This is a genomic window from Microbacterium algihabitans (assembly GCF_032464975.1).
GTDB lineage: Bacteria > Actinomycetota > Actinomycetes > Actinomycetales > Microbacteriaceae > Microbacterium > Microbacterium algihabitans.
Map to the genome: position 1 here is coordinate 1498397 of NZ_JAWDIU010000001.1, position 20095 is coordinate 1518491.

Below are 20095 nucleotides of genomic sequence, written 5' to 3' on the forward strand. Positions count from 1 at the left end.
GCCCGCGAGTGGCATGATGGACGCAGTTCGTAAGATTCCTGCCACACCGGAGGTGCGCATGCGCTCGGTCGCCGTCGTCGTCCAGCCGGGGTTCGCCCCGTTCGAATTCGGTCTTGCCTGCGAGGCGTTCGGCCTCGACCGCAGCGATGACGGCATCCCGAACTTCGACTTCCGCATCGTCGCACCCGACCCCGGCGTCGTGCCCTCGAACATCGGCTTCTCGATCAACGTCGAGCACGGTCTCGAGGCGGCGGCGGGTGTCGACATCCTCGTCCTCGCGCCGATCCCGCGGTCGCAATGGGAGGCCGTCGACGAACGGGTGATCGAGGTGGTGCGCGCCGCCCATGCCCGTGGCTCATGGCTGTTGAGCGTGTGCAGCGGATCGTTCGTGATCGCGGCATCCGGAGTGCTCGATGGCAAACGGGCCACCACGCACTGGCGCTACGCCGACACGATGGCGCGCATGTATCCCGAGATCGAGGTCGATCCCGACGTGCTCTACGTGCAGTCCGGCAACATCATCACGAGCGCCGGCACCGCCGCGGGCCTCGACGCGTGCCTGCACCTGCTGCGGCAGGAGCTCGGTTCCGAGCTCGCCAACCGCATCGCCCGCCGCATGGTCGTCGCCCCCCAGCGCGACGGGGGACAGGCGCAGTTCATCGCGTCGCCCATCCCGATCGACACGTCTCTCTCGCTCGCCCCGGTGACCGAGTGGATGCTGCAGAACCTCGATGCCGAGCTCTCGGTCGACCGGCTCGCCGCTCGCGCCCACATGTCACCGCGGACCTTCGCGCGCCGGTTCAAGGCCGACCTCGGCGCGACCCCGGCGGCCTGGCTCGCTCGCCAGCGCCTGCTGCACGCGCAGCGTCTGCTCGAAGAAACCGACCTCGGTCTCGACCGCATCGCGGCGGAGTGCGGCTTCGGTTCGGCGGCGGTGCTGCGGCAGAACTTCGCCCGGACGATGGGCCTGACCCCGACCGCCTATCGGGCGCGCTTCTCGTGCAGTGAAGAACGCGCGGTGTCGCCGGAAGCCGTCCCGGCCTGAGTCGCGCCGCGCGCGCAGCGGGGCGGAGGGATGTCGCGCGTGACCGGCGGGCCACCGCCCTTCTGCATGGGGTGGAAAGGCGGTGGCCCGCCGGCGTCAGTTGTATCCGAGGATCACGCTCGACTCGCTCTCCCCCTCGAAGGAGGTGGCGGCGGCGATAGTGCGACTGTCGGATTCATCCACCCCTCGAGCGTGCACCGCGAGCGGAGCGCGTTCAGCGATCCTGACGGAACGCACACAGCCGCGGCGTCGCGCGCGACAGCTGTTCCGTCGTATCCGGCGTCATCCCGGCATCCATTGCCCTCCGCCCGCCGCACTGCTAAACTTGAGTCAACGCAACTCAAGTTTGCGAACAGACTTCCAGGAGACCACATGAACGCCACGCAACAGCCGGGGCAGGAGGACGCGCGTAGCGCCCTCGAGCAATTCGGCATCAACCTCACCGACCGGGCTCGCCAGGGCAAGCTCGACCCCGTGATCGGGCGCGACGGCGAGATCCGCCGCGTCAGCCAGGTGCTCACCCGGCGCACCAAGAACAACCCCGTGCTCATCGGCGAACCCGGCGTCGGCAAGACCGCCGTCGTCGAGGGCCTCGCCCAGCGCATCGTCGCGGGCGACGTCGCCGAGAGCCTCAAGAACAAAGAACTCGTCTCGCTCGACATCTCGGCGCTCGTCGCGGGCGCGATGTACCGCGGCCAGTTCGAAGAGCGCCTCAAGAGCGTCCTCAAAGAGATCACCGAGTCCGACGGACGCATCATCACGTTCATCGACGAGCTGCACGTGCTCATGGGCGCGGGCGGCGGCGAGGGCTCGGTCGCGGCCTCGAACATGCTCAAGCCCATGCTCGCCCGCGGCGAGCTGCGGCTCATCGGCGCCACGACGCTCGACGAGTACCGCGAGTTCATCGAGAAGGACGCCGCGCTCGAGCGCCGCTTCCAGCAGGTGTACGTCGGCGAGCCCACGGTCGAAGACACGGTCGCGATCCTGCGCGGCCTCAAGGAGCGCTACGAGGCGCACCACAAGGTCGCGATCGCGGATGCCGCGCTGGTTGCTGCCGCCTCGCTCTCCAACCGGTACATCCCCTCGCGTCAGCTGCCCGACAAGGCGATCGACCTGATCGACGAAGCGGCCTCGCGCCTGCGCATGGAGATCGACTCGGCGCCCCTCGAGATCGACGAACTGCGTCGCCACGTCGACCGCCTCAAGCTCGAAGAGCTCGCGCTGAAGAAGGAGAAGGACGCCGCCTCGAAGGAGCGCCTCGCCACCCTGCGCGAGACCCTCGGCGCCGAACAGGCCAAGCTCGACGAGCTGCAGGCCCGGTGGGAGCGCGAGCGCGCCTCGCTCAACCGCGTGGGCGACCTGAAGACCCGCCTCGACGCCGCCCGCGTCGATGCCGAGCGCGCGCAGCGCGAGGGCAACCTCGAGCGCGCGTCGCGACTCCTCTACGCCGAGATCCCCGCTCTCGAGCGCGAGTTGATGACCGCCGAGCGCGAAGATGCTTCGACAGGCTCAGCAACCGGTGGGAGTCGAATGGTCAATGAACAGGTGACCGACGAAGACATCGCGGCCGTCATCGCGGCGTGGACGGGCATTCCGGTCGGACGCCTGCTGCAGGGCGAGACCGAGAAGCTGCTCAACCTCGAGCGCGAGCTCGGCAAGCGCCTGATCGGCCAGCGCGATGCGGTGAAGGCGGTGTCGGATGCCGTGCGGCGCTCCCGCGCGGGCATCAGCGACCCGCACCGACCGGTCGGTTCGTTCCTGTTCCTCGGTCCGACCGGTGTCGGCAAGACCGAGCTGGCGAAGTCGCTCGCCGACTTCCTCTTCGACGACGAGCACGCCATGGTGCGCATCGACATGTCGGAGTACGGCGAGAAGCACTCCGTCTCGCGCCTGGTCGGTGCCCCTCCGGGCTACATCGGCTATGAGCAGGGCGGTCAGTTGACCGAGGCCGTGCGTCGTCGGCCGTACTCGGTCGTGTTGCTCGACGAGGTCGAGAAGGCGCACCCCGAGGTGTTCGACGTGCTGCTGCAGGTCATGGACGACGGTCGCCTGACCGACGGTCAGGGCCGCACGGTCGATTTCACCAACGTCATCCTGGTGCTCACCTCGAACCTCGGCTCGCCGATCCTCATCGATCCGACCCTGTCGATGGACACGAAGCGCGACCAGGTGCAGGCGCTCGTGCGACAGGCATTCAAGCCCGAGTTCGTGAACCGTCTCGACGACATCGTGATCTTCCAGGCGCTGAGCCAGGACGACCTCGCACAGATCGTCGAGCTCGCCGTCGACGCGCTGCACAAGCGGCTCCGCGAGCGCCGACTGAGTCTCGCGGTCACCCCCGACGCCCGGTCGTGGCTGGCCGAGCGCGGATACGACCCGGTGTACGGCGCCCGTCCGCTGCGGCGTCTGATCCAGACCGAGATCCAGAACCGCCTGGCGATGGCGATCCTCGCCGGAACCGTGCGCGATGGAGACGTCGTGCGGGTCGACGTGGCCAGCGATGGCGATTCGCTCATGCTCGTGAGCACCGGCCCCGCCGAGGATGAGCCGAACGACGACGACGTGATCAAGGCCGAGATCGTCGAGTAAGACGGAAGAGGGGGGATGCCGTGGCGGCATCCCCCCTCTTCGTTCGTGCGAGCCTGTGACGTGCGGAGTCCGCAGCGCGAGGCGTGCCGGATGCCGGGACTCAGGCGTCGACGAGCAGCGACTCCGCGACGGTGCGGCGCTCGCGGGGAGCGAGCTCGCGCTGACGCAGGCCCTCTTCGGCGGCGTCGATGTCGCCCAGCGCGCCGACAGCGATCACGGTCACGGGGGTGAAGCGGGGGTCGATGTCGAAGGCCGCGCGCAGGTCGTCGGCGACGAATCCGCCCATCTGGTGGGTGGCGAGGCCCTCGGCGTGCGCCTGCACGGTGAAGTGCGCGGCGGCCTGGCCGGCGTCGTAGAGAGCCCAGGGGCGAGCGTCTCCCTCGGCGGTCTCGTTCTCGGCGAGCACGACCAGCAGCGCACCGGCGGCGGGCGCCCACGCCTGGTTGAAGCCCATCAGGGCCGAGACGACCTTGGCGTGGGCCTCGCCGCCGCGGCGTGCGAGGATCATGCGCCAGGGCTGGTGGTTCATGCCCGTGGGGGTCCAGCGGGCCGCCTCGAGGGCGGAACGCAGTGCTTCTTCGTCGATCGGGGTCTCGGCGTCGAAGACGCGAGTGCTCCAGCGCTCGGCGAGCACGTCGAGGATCGGGGCGTCGGTGGGGGCGGTGCGGTCGAGAACGAGTGACATGGGTACTCCTGAGGAACGGGGACGATGCCGGGACTCCATTGACCCGCACAGTGAACGCCCACGGGCCGCCGAGTGTTCCCGTGTGAAGTTATGCGTCGCCGATTAGTCCGCGCACGCGCGGCAGGGAGCGCCCGGATGGGGCTCACGGCATCCGCGTCACTCGTTCCACGACGTGGGACCTGCGGTGCCCGCAGGGTACTCGTCGAGCGGCACCTCGTTCGCGCGCCACGCGTCGATGACCGGCTGCACGATGCGCCAGCACTGCTCGGCCGCGTCGCCGCGGACCGCGAGCATCGCATCGCCGTCGAGGATGCCGGAGAGCACCTCGCCGTAGGCCTTGAGTGCGCCCTCGCCGAGGTCGGCCGCCAACGTCACGCGCTCCAGCTCGAGCGGGTCGTCGGCACCGTTGACGTTCAGGCCGAGGCTCATCGTGTCGGGCCCGAGAGAGAAGACCAACTCCGACGGCTCGCTCTCGCCGACGAAGCCTCCGGGCAGGTGCCGCACCGGCTTGAACGTCACGGTGATGGCGCGGTGGCCCGAGCTGAGCGCCTTGCCCGAACGCAGCGTGATCGGAACGCCCTGCCACCGGGCGTTGCGCACCTCGACCGTCATCTCGGCGAGCGTCTCGGTGCCGCGCGCCGCGTCGACCCCCGGTTCGTCGACGTAGGAGGGGAAGTGGCGATCGCCGACGTCGCCGGCGGTGTAGCGGGCGCGACGGGAGTTGTGCACGGGGTCGTCGTCTCGCACGTGGGTGGCGCGCAGCACCGCCGAGGTGGCGTCGCGCAGATCGAGTTGATTGAGGGATGCCGGGGGCTCCATCGTCACGAAGGCCATGACCTGCAGCAGGTGGCTCTGGATCATGTCGACGAGCGCGCCCGCGCCGTCGTAGTAGCCCGCGCGACCCTCGAGACCGAGGGGTTCGGGATAGTCGATCTCGACGGAGCCGATGTCGTCGGCCGACCACACGCTCTCGAGGAGGCGGTTCGCGAAGCGGGCCCCGAGGAGGTTGAGCACGGTCGAGCGGCCGAGGAAGTGGTCGATGCGGAAGACCTGGTCTTCGGGGACGAGCTTCGCCAGCTGCTGGTTGAGCCGGTGCGCGCTGGCCTCGTCGGTGCCGAAGGGCTTCTCGAGCGCGAGCACCGTGCCCTCGAAGATCTTCACGTCGCTGAGCGCCAGGCAGGCCTTCTCGGCGATCGCCGGGGGAACGGCGAAGTAGAGGGCGGGGCGGCCCTCGGTGTCGTCGAGGAGCTTCTGCAGGTCGGCGGCCTGGGTGATGTCGGCCTGCGAATAGGTGGTCTGCGAGACCTGGTCGAAGGCCGCCGCGGCATCCGTCGTCTGGAACGACTTCTTCACCGCCTCGCGCCAGTGCTCGTCGGTCCAGTCGTCCATGCCGGCGCCGTGCAGGCGCACCGACCGGCCGGGTTCGCGCGTGAGCAGCTGGCCCAGGGCCGGCAGCAGCAGGCGAGAAGTGAGGTCGCCCGAGGCGCCCAGGATGATCAGGGTGGTGTCCGCGGCCATGCGGCCACCGTAGCGCTGTCGTCCGACACCGCCCGGGTGCTTGCAGCAGGTGCATGGATGCCACTAGCGCGACGCTCGGCCACGATGTCGGTCGTTGCTGTCACAATCCGAGGGTGACGACTCCGATCGAGGATTACGCGCTCCTCAGCAACTGCCGATCCGCCGCCCTCGTCTCGTCGCAGGGCAGTATCGACTGGTTGTGCCTGCCGCGGTACGACAGCGGGTCGATGTTCGGCGCGTTGCTCGGCGACGAGTCGCACGGCGCCTGGTCGCTGCGGCCGGCCGACCCCGACGCCCGGTCGACGCGCCGCTACGACGGCGACACCTTTGTGCTCGTCACGCGGTGGGAGACGTCGACGGGCATCGCCGACGTCTACGACGCCATGCCCGTCGACGAGGGCGTCGAGGCCGTCGTCCGCCGGGTCGTGGGGGTGGCGGGCGCGGTCGACTTCGTCAGCGAGGTGCGCCTGCGCTTCGACTACGCCCGCGCGGTCCCGTGGGTGCAGCAGGTCGGCCAGGGCGGCGAGCACGCGATCCTCGCGGTCGCCGGTCCCGACGCCGTGATCATCCGCGGCCCGCGCCTGATCGCGACCGACACCGCCCACCGCGGCCGCTGGACGACGGCGGCGGGCGAGAGCGTCGACTCGGTGCTCATGTGGGGGCCGTCGTGGCAGAAGGCCCCGGCGCCCTTCAACGTCGAGGCCGCCCTCGAGCGCACGCGCGAGTGGTGGGCGGCGTGGGCCGATCGCGTGCAGGCGGCCGGCACCCATCCCGAGCTCGTCACGCGTTCGCTCATGGTGCTGCGCGCGCTCACGCACTCCGAGACGGGCGGCATCGTGGCGGCGGCCACCACCTCGCTGCCCGAGGCCTTCGGCGGCTCCCGCAACTGGGACTACCGCTACGTGTGGCTGCGCGACGCCGCCCTCACCCTCAGCGCCTACATCGAGCACGGCTACCTCGACGCCGCGCACCGCTGGCGCGACTGGTTGCTGCGGGCGATCGCCGGCGACCCGGCCGACGTGCAGATCATGTACGGCATCGCCGGAGAACGCGACCTGCCCGAGCGCGAGATCTCGAGCCTGCCCGGGTACGACGGGGCCGCCCCGGTTCGTATCGGCAACGGCGCGGTCGACCAGTATCAGGCGGACGTCATCGGCGAGGTGATGGTCGCCCTCGATGCGGCGCGCACCGCGGGGGTCGCCGAGACGAAGTTCTCGTGGGCGCTGCAGCGCGCTCTCCTCGCGCAGCTGGTGCAATGGGTCGACCGACCCGACCTCGGCATCTGGGAGATGCGGGGCGATCCGCACTTCTTCACGCACTCCCGCGCCATGATCTGGGCGGCCTTCGACCGCGGCATCCGGGCCGTCGAAGAGGGGGGCCTCGACGGCGAATTCGACACGTGGCGGCAGATGCGCGACCGCGTGCGTGCCGAGATCGACGCACGCGGCGTGCACCAGGGTGGCTGGTTCACCCAGCACTTCGACACCGACGAGGTCGACGCTTCGCTGCTCGTGCTGCCGCAGGTGGGCTTCTGCGCCTACGACGACCCGCGCATGCTCGCGACGGTGGCCCGCATGGAAGAGACGCTCATGCCCCACGGGTGGCTGCTGCGGTACCGCACCACCGGCGTCGACGGGCTGGCCGGTGACGAGCATCCGTTCCTCGCCTGCTCGTTCTGGCTGGTGGGTCAGTACGCGCACAGTGGCCGCCGCGACGACGCCGAAGCCCTCATGCACCGTCTGACCTCGGTGGCCAACGACCTGGGCCTGCTGTCCGAGGAGTACGACCCCGTGACCGGTCGACAGGCGGGCAACACCCCGCAGGCACTCTCGCACCTCGCCCTCGTGGGCGCCGCCGATGCGCTCGACAAGACCGCCCCGGGCGGGGCGTCCGGGTCGTAGAGTCGCGGCATGGACGACGACGGCGAGCTCGGAAGACTCCGGGAGCGCGTCTACGGCGCAGACGGGGGCAGTGCGACCCCCGAGATGATCGCGCGTCTCGTCGAACTCGAAGATGATGCGCGCCGGATGCCGTCGGGGGGCCCCGCCGCGGCCGACGACGTCCCGCCGCACCCGTCCACCCCGGTCACGAAGCCGGATGCCGCGGCACCGGACGCCCGGCCGAGCCCGCCCCGCGACGAGACGGGTAACCCATCCGTCGAGACCGTGGGCGCCCCGCTCGCCGGCCCCGCAGACCGCCCGCCCCGCCGCATCCTGCGCTGGACGCTCACCGCGGTCGGCGCGGCGGCTCTGGTCGGCGTGGGCATCGCGATCGGGTCGAGCATGGCCATGCCCGCGGCGACCGCTGATCCGGCCGTCTCCGACCTGCCCGAGATGGCGTTCCCGCAGACGACGGAAGACGTCATCTCGGCCGACATCATGCGCGACAGCGGCATCGACGCCGCGAGCACGCGCTACATCGCGACGATCGACGACTTCCGCATCTATCTCGCCCGGCCCGACGACGGCGACGGCCGCTGCATCGTCGCCTTCACCTCGAGTGACAACCGCCCGTGGTCGGCGGGGTGCGCCAGCGGAGCGCAGACCGGCGCCGCGGTCTTCGGCATCGATCAGAGCCTCACGGTCGCGATCGGTCAGCCCAGCGGCGACCAGGTGGCGGGCGAGCCCCTCCGCCTGTCCGACAGCGTCACGGCCTACGTGGCGCCGTAGCCCCGCGTCGCGATGCCCGTGACGCGCTGAACGAAGGAGAACGACGATGTTCCACCCCGATGGTGCGTACTCGGGTCTCGCGGTCGACGACCTCGAGGCCGCACACCGCTTCTACGCCGACACGCTCGGCATCCGCGTCGAGGTGCTCGAGGGCTCGGGCTTCCTGATGCTGCACCTCGCCTCCGGCGGGCGCGTGCTCGTCTACGGCAAGCCCCACCACGAGCCGGCGTCGTTCACGGTGCTGAACTTCCCCGTCGCCGATGTCGAGGCGGCCGTCGACGATCTCCGCTCACGCGGCGTCGACACGAAGATCTACGACGACGAGAACTTCCCGACCGACTCCCGCGGCATCATGCGCGAGGGCGGACCGCTCATCGCGTGGTTCCGCGATCCGGCCGGGAACGTGCTCGCCGTGCTGGAGGAATGACCCGCGCACAGAGAAAGCGGACGGATGCCGAAGACTCCGGCATCCGCCCGCTCGAAAGACCGCGCCGGGGCCGTCAGCCCTTCAGCGCCTCGACCAGCTTCACACGGGCACCCATGCGCAGCAGCGAGTTGCGGTAGATGCGCGAGGCGACGCCGATGGCGAGCACGCACGAGACGAGCAGCAGGATCAGCGACAGCACCGGCTCCCACCACTGCGCGTCGCCGAGGTACATGCGAAGGGGCATGCCGACGGGGGCCGAGAACGGCACGTACGACATGATCGTCAGCACGACGGGGTTGTCGTTGAAGAAGATGACGAGGAAGTACGGCGCCATGATCAGCATCGTGATCGGGGTCGTCGTCGCACCGATGTCTTCCTGACGCGAGACCATCGCGGCCGCGGCGGCGAACAGCGACGCCAGCAGCACGAAGCCGAACAGGAAGAAGATCGCGAACCAGGCGATCGGCGCACCGAGGGTGTCGAGCACGCCCGCCTGACCGGTCACGGCGAGACCCACCACGGCGACCGCGGCCAGCAGCACGATCTGCGCCATCGCGAGGATCGTGTTGCCGAGCACCTTTCCGGCCAGCAGCACCCGCACGGGGATCGCCGAGATGAGGATCTCGACCACGCGCGTCTGCTTCTCTTCGACCACGCTCTGCGCGATGGTGCCGCCGAAGGTCGATGCCGCGATGAGGAAGACGAGTCCGAAGCCGAGCGCGATCAGGTAGCGCAGCGCATCGGCGGCGCCCGCGCCGGGGTCGATCATGTCGACGGGCGGGGTCTCGCTCAGCTTCTGCAGCAGCGTCGAGGGCACGCTGTCTTTCACCACGACGGTGTAGTCGAACGCGGCGTCCGACGATCCCGAGACCAGGGCGGCATCCACCGTCCCGTCTTCGACGAGGGCGCGGGCGGCGTCATCGCTGTCGGCGACGGTGACGTCGAGACCCTCGAGCCCCGACACGGCGCTCTCGGTCTGAGAGGTCACGGCGACGGGGGTGCCGCTGTCGGAGGCGTTGTTGGCGGCGAAGCCGCCCCACACCACCGAGGCGAGGGCCGCGAGCACCAGGATCGCGGTCGAGATGACGAAGGCCTTGCTCCGCAGCTTCGAGCCGATCTCGCGTTCAGCGACGAGCCAGATGCTCTGCAGCTCGCTGGGGGCGGGGCGCGCAGTGGTCGGCGCGGGCGAGGGCGTGCGGGTGGGAGTCGAGGTGCTCACTGGATGACCTCCTTGAAGATCTCGGCCAGGGTCGGCCGCTGGGGAGAGAAGCTGGCGACGTCGCCGCGCTCCACCGCGCCGCGGAGCACCCGCTGCGCGATGGTGTCGTCGGCGGCGTCGAAGAGGGCGTATCCGCCGTCGAAGTCGAGCACCGTCACGCCGGGCTCTTCGCGCAGCCACCCGGCATCCGCGCGCGAGACGAGCTCGTAGCGGTGGGTCGCGTGCTGCGCGCGGAGGTCGTCGCGCGTGCCGGCGGCGCGGATCGTGCCCCCGGCGATGATCACGAGGTCATCGCACAGCCGCTCGACGACGTCGAGCTGGTGCGACGAGAACAGCACCGCAGCTCCCGCTGCCGCCTTCTCCTGCAGCACGCCCGCGACGACGTCGACGGCGAGCGGGTCGAGGCCCGAGAACGGCTCGTCGAGGATCAGCACGTCGGGCTCGTGCACGAGAGAGGCCGCGATCTGGGCGCGCTGCTGGTTGCCGAGCGAGAGCGTCTCGACCAGGTCGCCGAGGCGCTCGCCGAGTCCGAGCCGCTCGAGCAGGGCGGTGGCCTTCTGGTTCGCCTCCGCCTTGCCGAAGCCGTGCAGCCGCGCGAGGTAGGCGATGTGCTCGGCGACCTTCATCTTCGGGTACAGCCCGCGCTCTTCGGGCATGTAGCCGAAGCGCCGCCGATCCGCCGTGGTCACAGGGGAGCCGTTCAGCTCGACGCTGCCCGCGTCTTTCCCGAGCACGCCGAGGGCGATGCGCATGGTCGTGGTCTTGCCGGCGCCGTTGCCGCCGACGAAGCCGGTCAGTCGCCCGGGGGCGACGGTGAATCCCACCTCGTCGAGCACGCGGCGTCCGCCGTAGCTCTTGGTGATGCGGTCCAACTGGAGCACGGTGCATCCCTTCTCTCGATGCCTCAACGCTAGAGACGTGGATGCCGCGGCACCTCCGCCCCGAGAAGGGTTCCCGCGCTCCACCGTGAGGGGGAGGGGGCTCGACGGGGGTCCCTGAGCCTGCCGAAGGGCCCCGGAGCGCGCAACCAAGGTCCCTGAGCCTGTCGAAGGGCCCTACGCGCGCAACCGAGGTCCCTGAGCCTGTCGAAGGGCCCGGGCCCCGAACCGCGAGGTCCCTGAGCTTGTCGAAGGGACCGGGCCCCGAACCGCGAGGTCCCTGAGCTTGTCGAAGGGCCCGGGCCCCGCAACCGAGGTCCCTGAGCTTGTCGAAGGGACCGGGCCCCGCGGGACCCCGCCCGTCAGGCCAGCCCGTGCCGGTGCGCGAGCACCACGGCCTGCACGCGGTCGCGCGCGCCGAGCTTCTGCAGCACGTTCGACACGTGCGTCTTCACGGTCGCCTCGCCGATGAACAGGCGCGCGGCGATCTCGGCGTTGCTGAGGGCTTCGGCGACGAGGGCGAGCACCTCGCTCTCACGCTCGGTCAGCGGCTCGCTGAGGTGCAGGGTGTCGGCGCGGCGGACGGCGGTCTCGGTGACCGTCGAGGTCGGCGCGGGGCTCGCGAAGGAGCTCCCGGATGCCACGTCGCCGGCGCCCTGCGCGGCGAAGCGTTCGATGACCCGGCGGGTGACCTCGGGGGCGAGCAGCGCGTCGCCCGCGCCGACGATCCGCACCGCCGAGACGAGCTCTTCAGGGCCGGCGTTCTTGAGCAGGAATCCGCTGGCTCCCGCCGCGAGCGCGGCGAACAGGTAGTCGTCGCGGTCGAAGGTGGTCACGATGAGGATTGCGGCGTCGGAGGCGGGATCGGCCGTCAGCAGGCGCGTCGCCTCGAGCCCGTCCATGTCGGGCATCTGTACGTCCATGCAGATCACGTCGGGGCGCAGCTCGCGCGCCGCGTCGATGGCCGCGCGACCCGAGGCCGCCTCGCCGACGACCGTGATGTCGTCTTCGAGCGACAGGATCGTGCGGAACCCCGCGCGCATCATGGCGTGGTCGTCGACCAGCAGCACCCGCAGCTCAGACACGCGACACCTCCGGGGTCAGCAGGGGCACCCGCACGCGCACCAGCCAGCCGCCGCGCGCGCGGGGACCGATCTCGATCGTCCCGCCCGACGCGGCCGCGCGCTCGCGCATGCCGAGCTGGCCGAGGCCCGGCGTCGACGAACCGCGGCGTCCGGTGTTCGCGACCTCGAGCTCCACGGCATCCGGATCGAACCGGAGGCGCACGTCGGCCGACGCATCGGGGCCGGCGTGACGCCGGGCGTTCGTGAGCGCCTCCTGCGCGATGCGGTACAGGTTGACCTGCACGAGCGGCGGGGGATCGCTCGCGGCCTCGCCGATGACGGTGAGGGTCGTGGGAAGACCCGCCGCGGTCGCCTCGTCGACCAGTCCCGCGATCGAGGTGAGCCCGTGCGTGGTGGGGGCGGTGTCGGGGGCGGCGTCGCCGTCGGGCGTGCGCAGGGTCTCGAGCAGTTGGCGCAGTTCGTGCAGAGACGACCGGGCGGATCCCTCGATGCCCGCGAGGGTCTGCCGCGCGGCATCCGGATCACGATCCAGCAGCGACCGCGCCACCCCGGCCTGCACGCCCATCAGCGATACGTGGTGGGCGACCACGTCGTGCAGCTCGCGCGCGATGCGCACGCGGTCGAGGGCCACGGCCTGGGCGGCGGTCACCTCGCGCTCGGTCTCGAGTTCGGCCGTGCGCTCCTCGAGGGCGGCGCGCTCGCGCATCTGCTGGTACGAGCGGTTGCCGAAGTAGTACGCGCCGCCGAAGTACAGCGCGTTGATGAGGATGTTGAGCAGTTGGTAGGCGACGAACGGCGAGAACGCCCCGGCGCGCGAGAAGGGTCCTTCCACGCTCGGGTCGACCGGCTGCGTGGCCTCTTGGAACATCACGACGAACAGCCACGCGAACATGCCCACGATGAGGGCGATGCGCACGATCGTCGCCCGGCGACGGTTGGTCTCCCACGCGCCCACCGTGTACAGCGCGATGAACATCGCGATGTTGCCGGCGTACAGCTCGGGGATGCGGAAGGTCACCGCGAGGAAGTACGCGACCGTGACGATGACCGCGGCGATCGAGGGCCACCGCCGGCGGAAGGCGATCGGGATCGCGAGCACGGCGACGTATCCCAGCGCGACCGCGAGCGACCCCTGCTGGTCGCCGTAGATGCCGGAGACCGACGAGAGCACGGCGCTGGTCAATCCGCCCAGGAACAGCACGGCGGCGAGCACGAGGTCGTTGCGTTGCTGCGTGCGGGTGAGCCGGGCCATCCCTCCACGGTAGGGGGGAGCTCCGACACCTGCATCCCCCGTGGGGTGGAGTCAAGAGGGGCGGGAATACAGGATGCGTCGTGATGCTTGCACGTGAATAAATCCGGGCGCCCGGCGCCCCCGTCTTCTCCGAGAGGATCACCGTGACCGAGATCGGCTACATCGTCGGCAGTATCTCCAGCACCTCCATCAACCGGCGCCTGGCGAAGGCGCTCGAGAAGGTCGCCCCCGAGGGCGTGACGCTCAAGGAGATCCCCATCAAGGACCTCCCCTTCTACTCGCCCGACTACGACGGCGACTTCCCCCCGGTCGCGCGCGACTTCAAGCAGGCGATCGAAGACACCGACGCCATGTTCATCGTGACCCCCGAGTACAGCCGCTCGATCCCCGGCGTGCTCAAGAACGCCCTCGACTGGTCGGCCCGCCCGTACGGCGAGGCGTCGTTCAACGACAAGCCCACCGCGGTCATCGGCACCTCGCAGGGCGGCATCGCCACCGCGGCCGGCCAGCAGCACCTGCGCTCCGTGCTCCTGCACTACAACGCCCTGGTGCTCGGCCAGCCCGAGGGCTACATCCAGTCGACCCCCGGTCTGTTCGAAGAGGACGGCACCGTCACCGACGAGGGCACGGCCGCGTTCCTGCGCTCGATCATCGAGGCGCTCGTGACCCTCGCGAAGCGCACCGCTCCCGCCGAGGTCCCCGCGGCCTGAGGCGCGCTTTCACGACGGGGTCGGGGGTTCGCCCCCGGCCCCGTCTTAGTCAGGTCCCTGAGCCTGTCGAAGGGACCGGACGCAGCGTTCCCGGTGGCTCAGCCCCCTGTCTCTCCCCCGGGACGGCTCCCCAACGCCCCGGCCTTCCGCCTGAGCAGCGCCGCCTCGCGCTCGTTGCGCGTGAGCCCGGCGGCGGTGAGCAGCTCCGCGCGCGCCTCGGCCGATCGCCCGAGGCGCGACAGCAGCTCCCCGCGCACCGACGGGATGAGGTGCGATCCCCGCAGGGCCCCGGCCGCAGCGAGGGCGTCCACGGGTGCGCAGTACAGTATCGCCGGCACTCGCGGCGTAGCCCTCGGTGAAGATGAGGTAGGCGGTACTTCTCGCCTCGCGCGCGCTCCCGACGCCAGCCGTCGATCGCGCGCCGCTTCGCGACGGCGGTGAGCCACGCTCCGGGATTGTGCGGCACGCCCTCGCGCGGCCACTGCGCCAGCGCCTCGAGCAGCGCGTCGTGCGCGAGGTCTTCGGCGGTGGGGAGGTCGCCGACCACGCGCGCGAGCGTCGCGACGATGCGGGCGCCTTCGATGCGCCAGATCGCCGCGACGCGTCGCGAGAGGTCGTCGGTCACGTGGGGTCAGCGCGCGGCCTGCTCCTCGCGCCAGCCCTCTTCCTTCTGGATGTACTCGTTGTCGGCGAAGGCCGCGAAGTCGGTCTCGTCGGTGACCCGGCGCACCTCGAGCGTGTTGCCCGCGATCAGCGGAGCGCGGCGCGCCCACTCCACGGCCTCGTCCTTGCTCGACACCTCGATGATCCAGAAGCCGTTGAACAGCTCGTGCGTCTCGCCGTAGGGGCCGTCGGTGACGACCGGCTCCTCGCCGCCGAACTCGACCACGAAGTTCTTGCTCATGTCTTCGGCGAGACCATCGCCGGCGACGAGCACCCCCGCGTTGATCATCGACTCGTTGTAGGCGCCCATCTGGTTGATGACCTGCTCGAACGGGATCTTCTTGTACGCCGCGTACGCCTCGTCGGTGCCGCGCATGATCAGCATGTACTTCATCGTCGTCTTCTCTCGTCGGTGCTCGGGGGAACCGTTCCCCTACTATCGCGTCGAACGACGCCGAGCGGAATCGACAGGGTGCGGGAGAGAAGATTCCGGATGCCGTGGGCTCGGGTTCCGCGCGGCGCGGGCGCCTCACCGGAATCGGCCCGCCGCGCGGGAATCGGACGGCAGAGTACGCGGCATCCGATCCCGAGGCGATCCGATGTCGCGACGGCTCGCGCGAGCCTGAGCCGGCGTTCAGCCGAAGATCATCGGCAGGTCGTCATCGTCGTCGGTGCCCGAGAGGTCGAGGTCGGCGACGACGGGCACGTGGTCGCTGGGAACCTCGCCCTTGCGCTCGTTGCGGTGGATCTCGGCGCCGTGCACCGCGTCGGCGAAGGCCTGCGAGCCGAGGATGAAGTCGATGCGCAGGCCCTCGTTGCGGGGGAAGCGCAGCTGCTTGTAGTCCCAGTAGGTGTACCCGGTGGGGATCAGCGGGCGCACGACGTCGGTGAGACCCGCGGCCTCGAAGGCGCGGAATGCTTCACGCTCGGGAGGGGAGACGTGGGTGGTCGCCCCCTCGACGACCGTGGGGTCGCCGTTGTCGTCGTCGGTCGGCGCGATGTTGAAGTCGCCGGTCAGGGCGAGCGGCAGATCGGGGTGGGCCGCGAGGGTGTCGGCCGTGTACTGGCGCAGCTTGTCGAGCCAGTCGAGCTTGTAGACGTAGTGCGGGTCGTCGAGTCCGCGACCGTTGGGCACGTACAGGCTCCACACGCGCACGCCGTTCACCGTCGCCCCGATCGCGCGGGCCTCCTGGGGCAGGTCGGGACCCTCTTTGCCCTTCTCGAACCCGGGCATGCCGGGGAACCCGATCTCGACGTCTTCGAGGGGCTCACGGCTCGCGATGGCGACGCCGTTCCACTGATTCAGGCCGTGCGCGGCCACGTGGTACCCGGCTTCTTCGAACGCCGCGTACGGGAACTGCTCCGTCTTGCACTTGATCTCCTGCATCGCCAGCACGTCGATGTGCTCGCGCACGCAGAACTCGACGGTGCGGGTGACGCGGGCGCGGATGGAGTTGACGTTCCAGGTGGCCAGGCGCATGGCATCCAGCCTACTTTCGGCCGCCGACATCGGCGGCCAGAGCGACTCCGGCGTCATCCGTATGGAGCACTAAACTCGACGCCGTGACCACCGCCTCCACTCCCGAGCTCGAAGCCGACCGTCAGGCCCTCATCGGCCTCATCAAGGACGAGGCGGTGTTCCACGGCGACTTCACCCTCTCGAGCGGCAAGAAGGCGACGTACTACGTCGACATGCGCAAGCTCACTCTCGACCACCGCGCCGCTCCCGCGATTGGCCGCCTGGTGCTCGACCTGGTGAAAGACCTCGACGGCATCGTCGCCGTCGGCGGGCTCACGCTCGGCGCCGACCCCATCGCCAACGCCGTCATGCACGAGTCGGTGCACGCCGGCCGCCCGCTCGATGCGTTCGTCGTACGCAAGGAGCCCAAGGACCACGGCCGCGGCCGCCAGATCGAGGGCGCCGACGTGAAGGGCAGGCGCGTCGTCGTCGTCGAAGACACCTCGACCACGGGCCAGTCGGCGCTCAAGGCCGTCGAGGCCCTGCGCCGCGAGGGCGCGGACGTCGTCGCCGTCGCCGTGATCGTCGACCGCAAGACCGGCGCTCAGGCCGCGATCGAGGCCGAGGGCCTACAGTGGCTCGGGTCGATCGACCTCGACGACCTGGGTCTCGCCCCGCAGTAAGCCCGCCGCGTCACCAGAACAGGCGGGTGCGACGAAAACAGGCCGATTTCGCCGGAATCGCCCTGTTCTGGTGACATGCCCTGTTCTCGTGACGCGCAGGCGCCGGATGCCGAGCCCTCACCGCCCCGAACGGTGCGACGAGCCGTGGTCAGGGCGCGTCGTCACCCGGGCCGGGGCCGTCGAAGGGGTCGCGCCGCTCGCTGCCGCGGCGGGACCGCCGCCACTGCACGATGAACGCCACGAGCGTGCCGGCGGTGATGAAGAAAGCGACGATCAGCCAGAGCGTGCGGTCATCCACGGTGTGTCTCCCTGAGGTTCACAAGCCTTCGCTGAGCCCGTCTTCGCCGTCGGCCAGGTCGCTCTCGATCGGTTCGTCGCGGACCAGCTCGGCGACCGACCCGAGGATCTCGTCGGGGCGGAACGGATAGCGCTCGATCTCGCGCTGGTCGCTGATGCCGGTCATCACGAGCACGGTGTGCAGGCCCGCCTCGATGCCGGCGACGATGTCGGTGTCCATGCGGTCGCCGATCATGCCTGTGTTCTCACTGTGGGCGCCGATGCGGTTCAGGGCCGAGCGGAACATCATCGGGTTGGGCTTGCCGACGATGTAGGGCTCTTTGCCCGTGGCCTTGGTGATCAGCGCGGCGATCGCCCCGGTCGCGGGCAGCACGCCCTCGGTCGAGGGCCCCGTGGCATCCGGATTCGTCGCGATGAACCGCGCGCCGCCGCTGATGAAGCGGATGGCCTTGGTGATGGCCTCGAACGAGTAGTTGCGCGTCTCGCCCACGACGACGTAGTCGGGGGCGGTCTCGGTCAGGATGAAGCCCGCCTCGTGCAGGGCGGTGGTGAGTCCCGCCTCGCCGATGACGAAGGCGGAGCCGCCGGGCATCTGCGACTTGAGGAAGTCGGCGGTCGCGAGAGCCGAGGTCCAGATCGACGACTCGGGCACCACGAGCCCCGAGGCCCGCAGTCGCGCGCTCAGATCGCGCGGCGTGTAGATCGAGTTGTTCGTCAGCACCAGGAACGGCGTGCCCTCGGCCCGCCATTGCGCGAGCAACTCGGATGCTCCGGCGATGGGGGTGTTCTCGTGGACGAGAACGCCGTCCATGTCGGTCAGCCAGCACTCGATGTCGCCACGCGTCCGCATGCGGCCCAGCCTAGACCCGGGTTTCGACGCCGCCGGAAAAAAGCGCGGGCGGGCCCGACCCGGAGGTCGTGGGCCCGCCCGTCCGCGGAACGCCGACTTACTTGAACGTGTCCTTGACGTTCTCGCCGGCCTTCTTCGCGTCGGCCTTGACCTGGTCGGCCTTGCCCTCGGCGGCCAGACGGTCGTTGTCGGTGGCGTTGCCGACGGCTTCCTTCGCCTTGCCCACGATGTCCTGAGCGGCGTTCTTGATCTTGTCGTCGAGACCCATGATCGGACTCCTTCTCGTTGTGTCGGCGTCTGCGACGGGTGTCTGTCGTCGCGACGGAGCGGGATGCTCGCAGGGGAGACGTATCGGGGTCGAGATTCGTCACGCCGGATCGTGAAAAAACTTGACGAGGTCGATATGCCGGAATCGGAATGCACCCGTGACGTGCGGGCTCGATCTCGTTAGGGTCGAAGGGTGGCGCGCGCAGACTGGGATCCCGAGAACCTCCCCGACCTCTCCGGGAAGACCTATCTGGTGACCGGCGCGACCCGCGGTCTCGGCTTCTTCGCGTGCGAGCAGCTCGCCGTCGCGGGCGCCCACGTGCTGCTGACCGGCCGCAGCCCGCACAAGCTGTCGACGGCCAAAGCCGCGATCCTGCGGTCGCATCCGGATGCCGCGGTCGAAACGCTCCTGCTCGACACCAGCAACATGGGCTCGGTGCGCGCCGCCGCCGCGACGGCTCGCGCCCGTGGCCGCCTCGACGGTCTGCTGCTGAACGCGGGGATCGTGCACCCGCCGAAACAGCGCGAGACGGCCGGAGGCCACGAGCTCGTCTTCGCCACGAACGTGCTGGGCCACTTCGCACTCGCCGGCGAACTGCTCAAGCCCCTTTCGACGGGCCGCGGCCGCATGGTCTGGGTGGGCAGCATGTCGACCTCGCTGTGGCGGCACGTTCCCACCGACCCCGAGCTGCGCGAGGGGTACACCCCGTGGCGCGCGTATGTGCAGTCGAAGGCGGCGACCACGGCCCTCGCACTCGAGGCCGACAAGCTGCTGCGCGCGCACGGTGTGCTGGTGCAGAGCCTGGTCGCGCACCCCGGCTACTCGACGAGCGGACGCACGCGCGGCGTCCGCGGGGTCAACGAGCCCACGCGCCTCTCGCGCTTCGTCGACAACCTGCAGGCGCCGATCACGCAGTCCAAGGAGCAGGGGGCGTGGGCGCTGGTGCGCGCGCTGGTCGATCCCCTCGCCGAGGGCGGCTCGATGTACGGCCCCGCGATGGTCGCGCGCGGCCTCCCGCGCAAGGCGACGCCCGCCCGGCGCACGCGCGCGAGCGACCTCGGCGCCGACCTGTGGCGCGCGTGCGAGACCGCGACGCACGTGCGGTGGCCCTTCGATCGGGCTCGGCGCGCGGCATCCTGACCGCCGCGCTGCGCGTCAGCGCGTGAGCCAGACCGACGTGCCCGCATCGGTCGGCAGCGAGACCTCGACGCCGTCGGCACGCACCACGGTGTCGGAGACGACCTCGAGCTCGTGCCCCACGTCGATCCCCCGCTCGACCAGGGCCCGCAGCAGTTCGGGGTCGCGGTCGCTGACGCGCAGCACGCGTCCGGCGTGCCCGGCGGGCGCCTCGGCCAGCAGCACGAAGGGCTCGCGGTGCACCGCGCCATCGGCATCCGGGATCGCGTCTCCGTGGGGATCGAAGCGCGGACGCCCCAGTCGCTCGTCGATGCCCTCGAGCAGTCGGTCGCTCAGCGCGTGCTCGAGCACCTCGGCCTCGTCGTGCACTTCGTCCCACGCGTAGGCGAACTCGCGCACCAGCCACGTCTCGATCAGGCGGTGGCGACGGATCACGGCGGCCGCGCGGCGCTGGCCCGCGGCGGTGAGCGACACGGGCCCGTACGGGCGGTGGGTCACGAGGCCCTGGGCGGCGAGCTTCTTCACCATCTCGGTCACGCTCGAGGGGGCCAGGCCGAGCACTGCAGCGAGCTGCGACGGCGTGATCGCCGAATCCTGCCACTCGGTGTGGTGGTAGATCGCTTTGAGGTAGTCGTCTGACACGGGCGATTCCACGCCGTCA

21 protein-coding genes and 1 pseudogene are annotated in these 20095 nt (G+C 70.4%); 8 read left to right on the plus strand and 14 right to left on the minus strand.

Going from position 1 to position 20095, the window contains the following annotated elements:
* The first annotated feature begins 58 nt into the window (after positions 1-58).
* Both RWH43_RS07025 and RWH43_RS07030 read left to right on the plus strand, forming a co-directional pair.
* Positions 59-1045, plus strand: a complete 987-nt coding sequence (locus RWH43_RS07025) for a GlxA family transcriptional regulator (RefSeq protein WP_316001082.1) — start codon at positions 59-61, stop codon at positions 1043-1045.
* Positions 1046-1417: 372 nt separating this feature from the next.
* On the plus strand, positions 1418-3634 hold the full coding sequence (locus RWH43_RS07030) for an ATP-dependent Clp protease ATP-binding subunit (protein WP_154097127.1): 2217 nt from the start codon (positions 1418-1420) through the stop codon (positions 3632-3634).
* 100 nt (positions 3635-3734) lie between these two features.
* Here RWH43_RS07030 and RWH43_RS07035 read toward each other — a convergent pair whose 3' ends face one another.
* The gene (locus RWH43_RS07035) at positions 3735-4319 is read right to left on the minus strand and encodes a nitroreductase family protein (protein ID WP_144831470.1); all 585 of its coding nucleotides are present in this window, start codon (positions 4317-4319) and stop codon (positions 3735-3737) included.
* A gap of 156 nt (positions 4320-4475) precedes the next feature.
* The gene (locus RWH43_RS07040) at positions 4476-5837 is read right to left on the minus strand and encodes a glucose-6-phosphate dehydrogenase (RefSeq protein ID WP_316001083.1); all 1362 of its coding nucleotides are present in this window, start codon (positions 5835-5837) and stop codon (positions 4476-4478) included.
* Between the two features lie 113 nt (positions 5838-5950).
* Between RWH43_RS07040 and RWH43_RS07045 the strand changes: the two genes are divergently transcribed.
* The 3 genes from RWH43_RS07045 to RWH43_RS07055 are packed head-to-tail and all read left to right on the plus strand — an operon-like array spanning position 5951 to position 8933.
* Positions 5951-7738, plus strand: a complete 1788-nt coding sequence (locus tag RWH43_RS07045; protein WP_316001084.1) for a glycoside hydrolase family 15 protein — start codon at positions 5951-5953, stop codon at positions 7736-7738.
* A 9-nt stretch (positions 7739-7747) separates the two neighbouring features.
* Entirely contained in the window at positions 7748-8506 is a 759-nt protein-coding gene (locus RWH43_RS07050) for a hypothetical protein (protein WP_316001085.1), read from the plus strand.
* 46 nt (positions 8507-8552) lie between these two features.
* Positions 8553-8933: a VOC family protein gene (locus tag RWH43_RS07055; RefSeq protein ID WP_154097132.1), complete on the plus strand. Its 381-nt coding sequence runs from the start codon at positions 8553-8555 to the stop codon at positions 8931-8933.
* 73 nt (positions 8934-9006) lie between these two features.
* On the opposite strand, the gene RWH43_RS07060 is transcribed toward RWH43_RS07055, so the two are convergent.
* From RWH43_RS07060 to RWH43_RS07075, 4 genes are all read right to left on the minus strand, one after another.
* A complete protein-coding gene (locus RWH43_RS07060; RefSeq protein ID WP_316001086.1) occupies positions 9007-10152 on the minus strand; it encodes an ABC transporter permease in 1146 nt (381 codons plus the stop codon).
* Positions 10149-11033: an ABC transporter ATP-binding protein gene (locus RWH43_RS07065; RefSeq protein ID WP_316001087.1), complete on the minus strand. Its 885-nt coding sequence runs from the start codon at positions 11031-11033 to the stop codon at positions 10149-10151. The genes RWH43_RS07060 and RWH43_RS07065 overlap by 4 nt, the downstream gene beginning before the upstream one ends.
* 359 nt (positions 11034-11392) lie before the next feature.
* Complete coding sequence (locus tag RWH43_RS07070; protein WP_144831492.1) at positions 11393-12115, minus strand: response regulator; 723 nt, start codon at positions 12113-12115, stop codon at positions 11393-11395.
* Positions 12108-13367: a sensor histidine kinase gene (locus RWH43_RS07075; protein WP_230703828.1), complete on the minus strand. Its 1260-nt coding sequence runs from the start codon at positions 13365-13367 to the stop codon at positions 12108-12110. Before RWH43_RS07075 ends, RWH43_RS07070 begins: the two co-directional genes overlap by 8 nt.
* 137 nt (positions 13368-13504) lie before the next feature.
* Here RWH43_RS07075 and RWH43_RS07080 point away from each other — a divergent pair, with 137 nt between their 5' ends.
* Positions 13505-14077 carry an NADPH-dependent FMN reductase gene (locus tag RWH43_RS07080; protein ID WP_144831497.1) on the plus strand — a complete coding sequence of 191 codons (573 nt, stop codon included), beginning with the start codon at positions 13505-13507 and terminating at the stop codon, positions 14075-14077.
* Between the two features lie 98 nt (positions 14078-14175).
* Here RWH43_RS07080 and RWH43_RS07085 read toward each other — a convergent pair whose 3' ends face one another.
* The 4 genes and pseudogenes from RWH43_RS07085 to RWH43_RS07100 all read right to left on the minus strand — a co-directional run bounded on the left by RWH43_RS07085 (position 14176) and on the right by RWH43_RS07100 (position 16220).
* Positions 14176-14388, minus strand: a complete 213-nt coding sequence (locus tag RWH43_RS07085) for a hypothetical protein (protein ID WP_262346265.1) — start codon at positions 14386-14388, stop codon at positions 14176-14178.
* A gap of 59 nt (positions 14389-14447) precedes the next feature.
* Positions 14448-14702, minus strand: a pseudogene (locus RWH43_RS07090) (sigma factor); the annotation flags it as partial.
* Positions 14703-14708: 6 nt separating this feature from the next.
* Complete coding sequence (locus RWH43_RS07095) at positions 14709-15134, minus strand: YciI family protein (protein ID WP_154097135.1); 426 nt, start codon at positions 15132-15134, stop codon at positions 14709-14711.
* A gap of 240 nt (positions 15135-15374) precedes the next feature.
* Positions 15375-16220 carry an exodeoxyribonuclease III gene (locus tag RWH43_RS07100; RefSeq protein WP_316001088.1) on the minus strand — a complete coding sequence of 282 codons (846 nt, stop codon included), beginning with the start codon at positions 16218-16220 and terminating at the stop codon, positions 15375-15377.
* Positions 16221-16303: 83 nt separating this feature from the next.
* Here RWH43_RS07100 and pyrE point away from each other — a divergent pair, with 83 nt between their 5' ends.
* Positions 16304-16882 (plus strand): orotate phosphoribosyltransferase, encoded by a 579-nt coding sequence (pyrE, locus tag RWH43_RS07105; RefSeq protein WP_316001089.1) that lies wholly within the window; start codon positions 16304-16306, stop codon positions 16880-16882.
* Positions 16883-17030: 148 nt separating this feature from the next.
* Here pyrE and RWH43_RS07110 read toward each other — a convergent pair whose 3' ends face one another.
* From RWH43_RS07110 to RWH43_RS07120, 3 genes are all read right to left on the minus strand, one after another.
* Entirely contained in the window at positions 17031-17180 is a 150-nt protein-coding gene (locus RWH43_RS07110; protein ID WP_187358445.1) for a hypothetical protein, read from the minus strand.
* 18 nt (positions 17181-17198) lie between these two features.
* Positions 17199-18029 carry an HAD-IIA family hydrolase gene (locus RWH43_RS07115; RefSeq protein ID WP_154097137.1) on the minus strand — a complete coding sequence of 277 codons (831 nt, stop codon included), beginning with the start codon at positions 18027-18029 and terminating at the stop codon, positions 17199-17201.
* A 97-nt stretch (positions 18030-18126) separates the two neighbouring features.
* Positions 18127-18297: a CsbD family protein gene (locus RWH43_RS07120; RefSeq protein ID WP_144831515.1), complete on the minus strand. Its 171-nt coding sequence runs from the start codon at positions 18295-18297 to the stop codon at positions 18127-18129.
* 192 nt (positions 18298-18489) lie between these two features.
* Between RWH43_RS07120 and RWH43_RS07125 the strand changes: the two genes are divergently transcribed.
* Entirely contained in the window at positions 18490-19437 is a 948-nt protein-coding gene (locus tag RWH43_RS07125; protein ID WP_154097138.1) for an SDR family NAD(P)-dependent oxidoreductase, read from the plus strand.
* A 15-nt stretch (positions 19438-19452) separates the two neighbouring features.
* On the opposite strand, the gene RWH43_RS07130 is transcribed toward RWH43_RS07125, so the two are convergent.
* Entirely contained in the window at positions 19453-20088 is a 636-nt protein-coding gene (locus RWH43_RS07130; RefSeq protein ID WP_144831522.1) for a metal-dependent transcriptional regulator, read from the minus strand.
* Between the last annotated feature and the right edge of the window lie 7 nt (positions 20089-20095).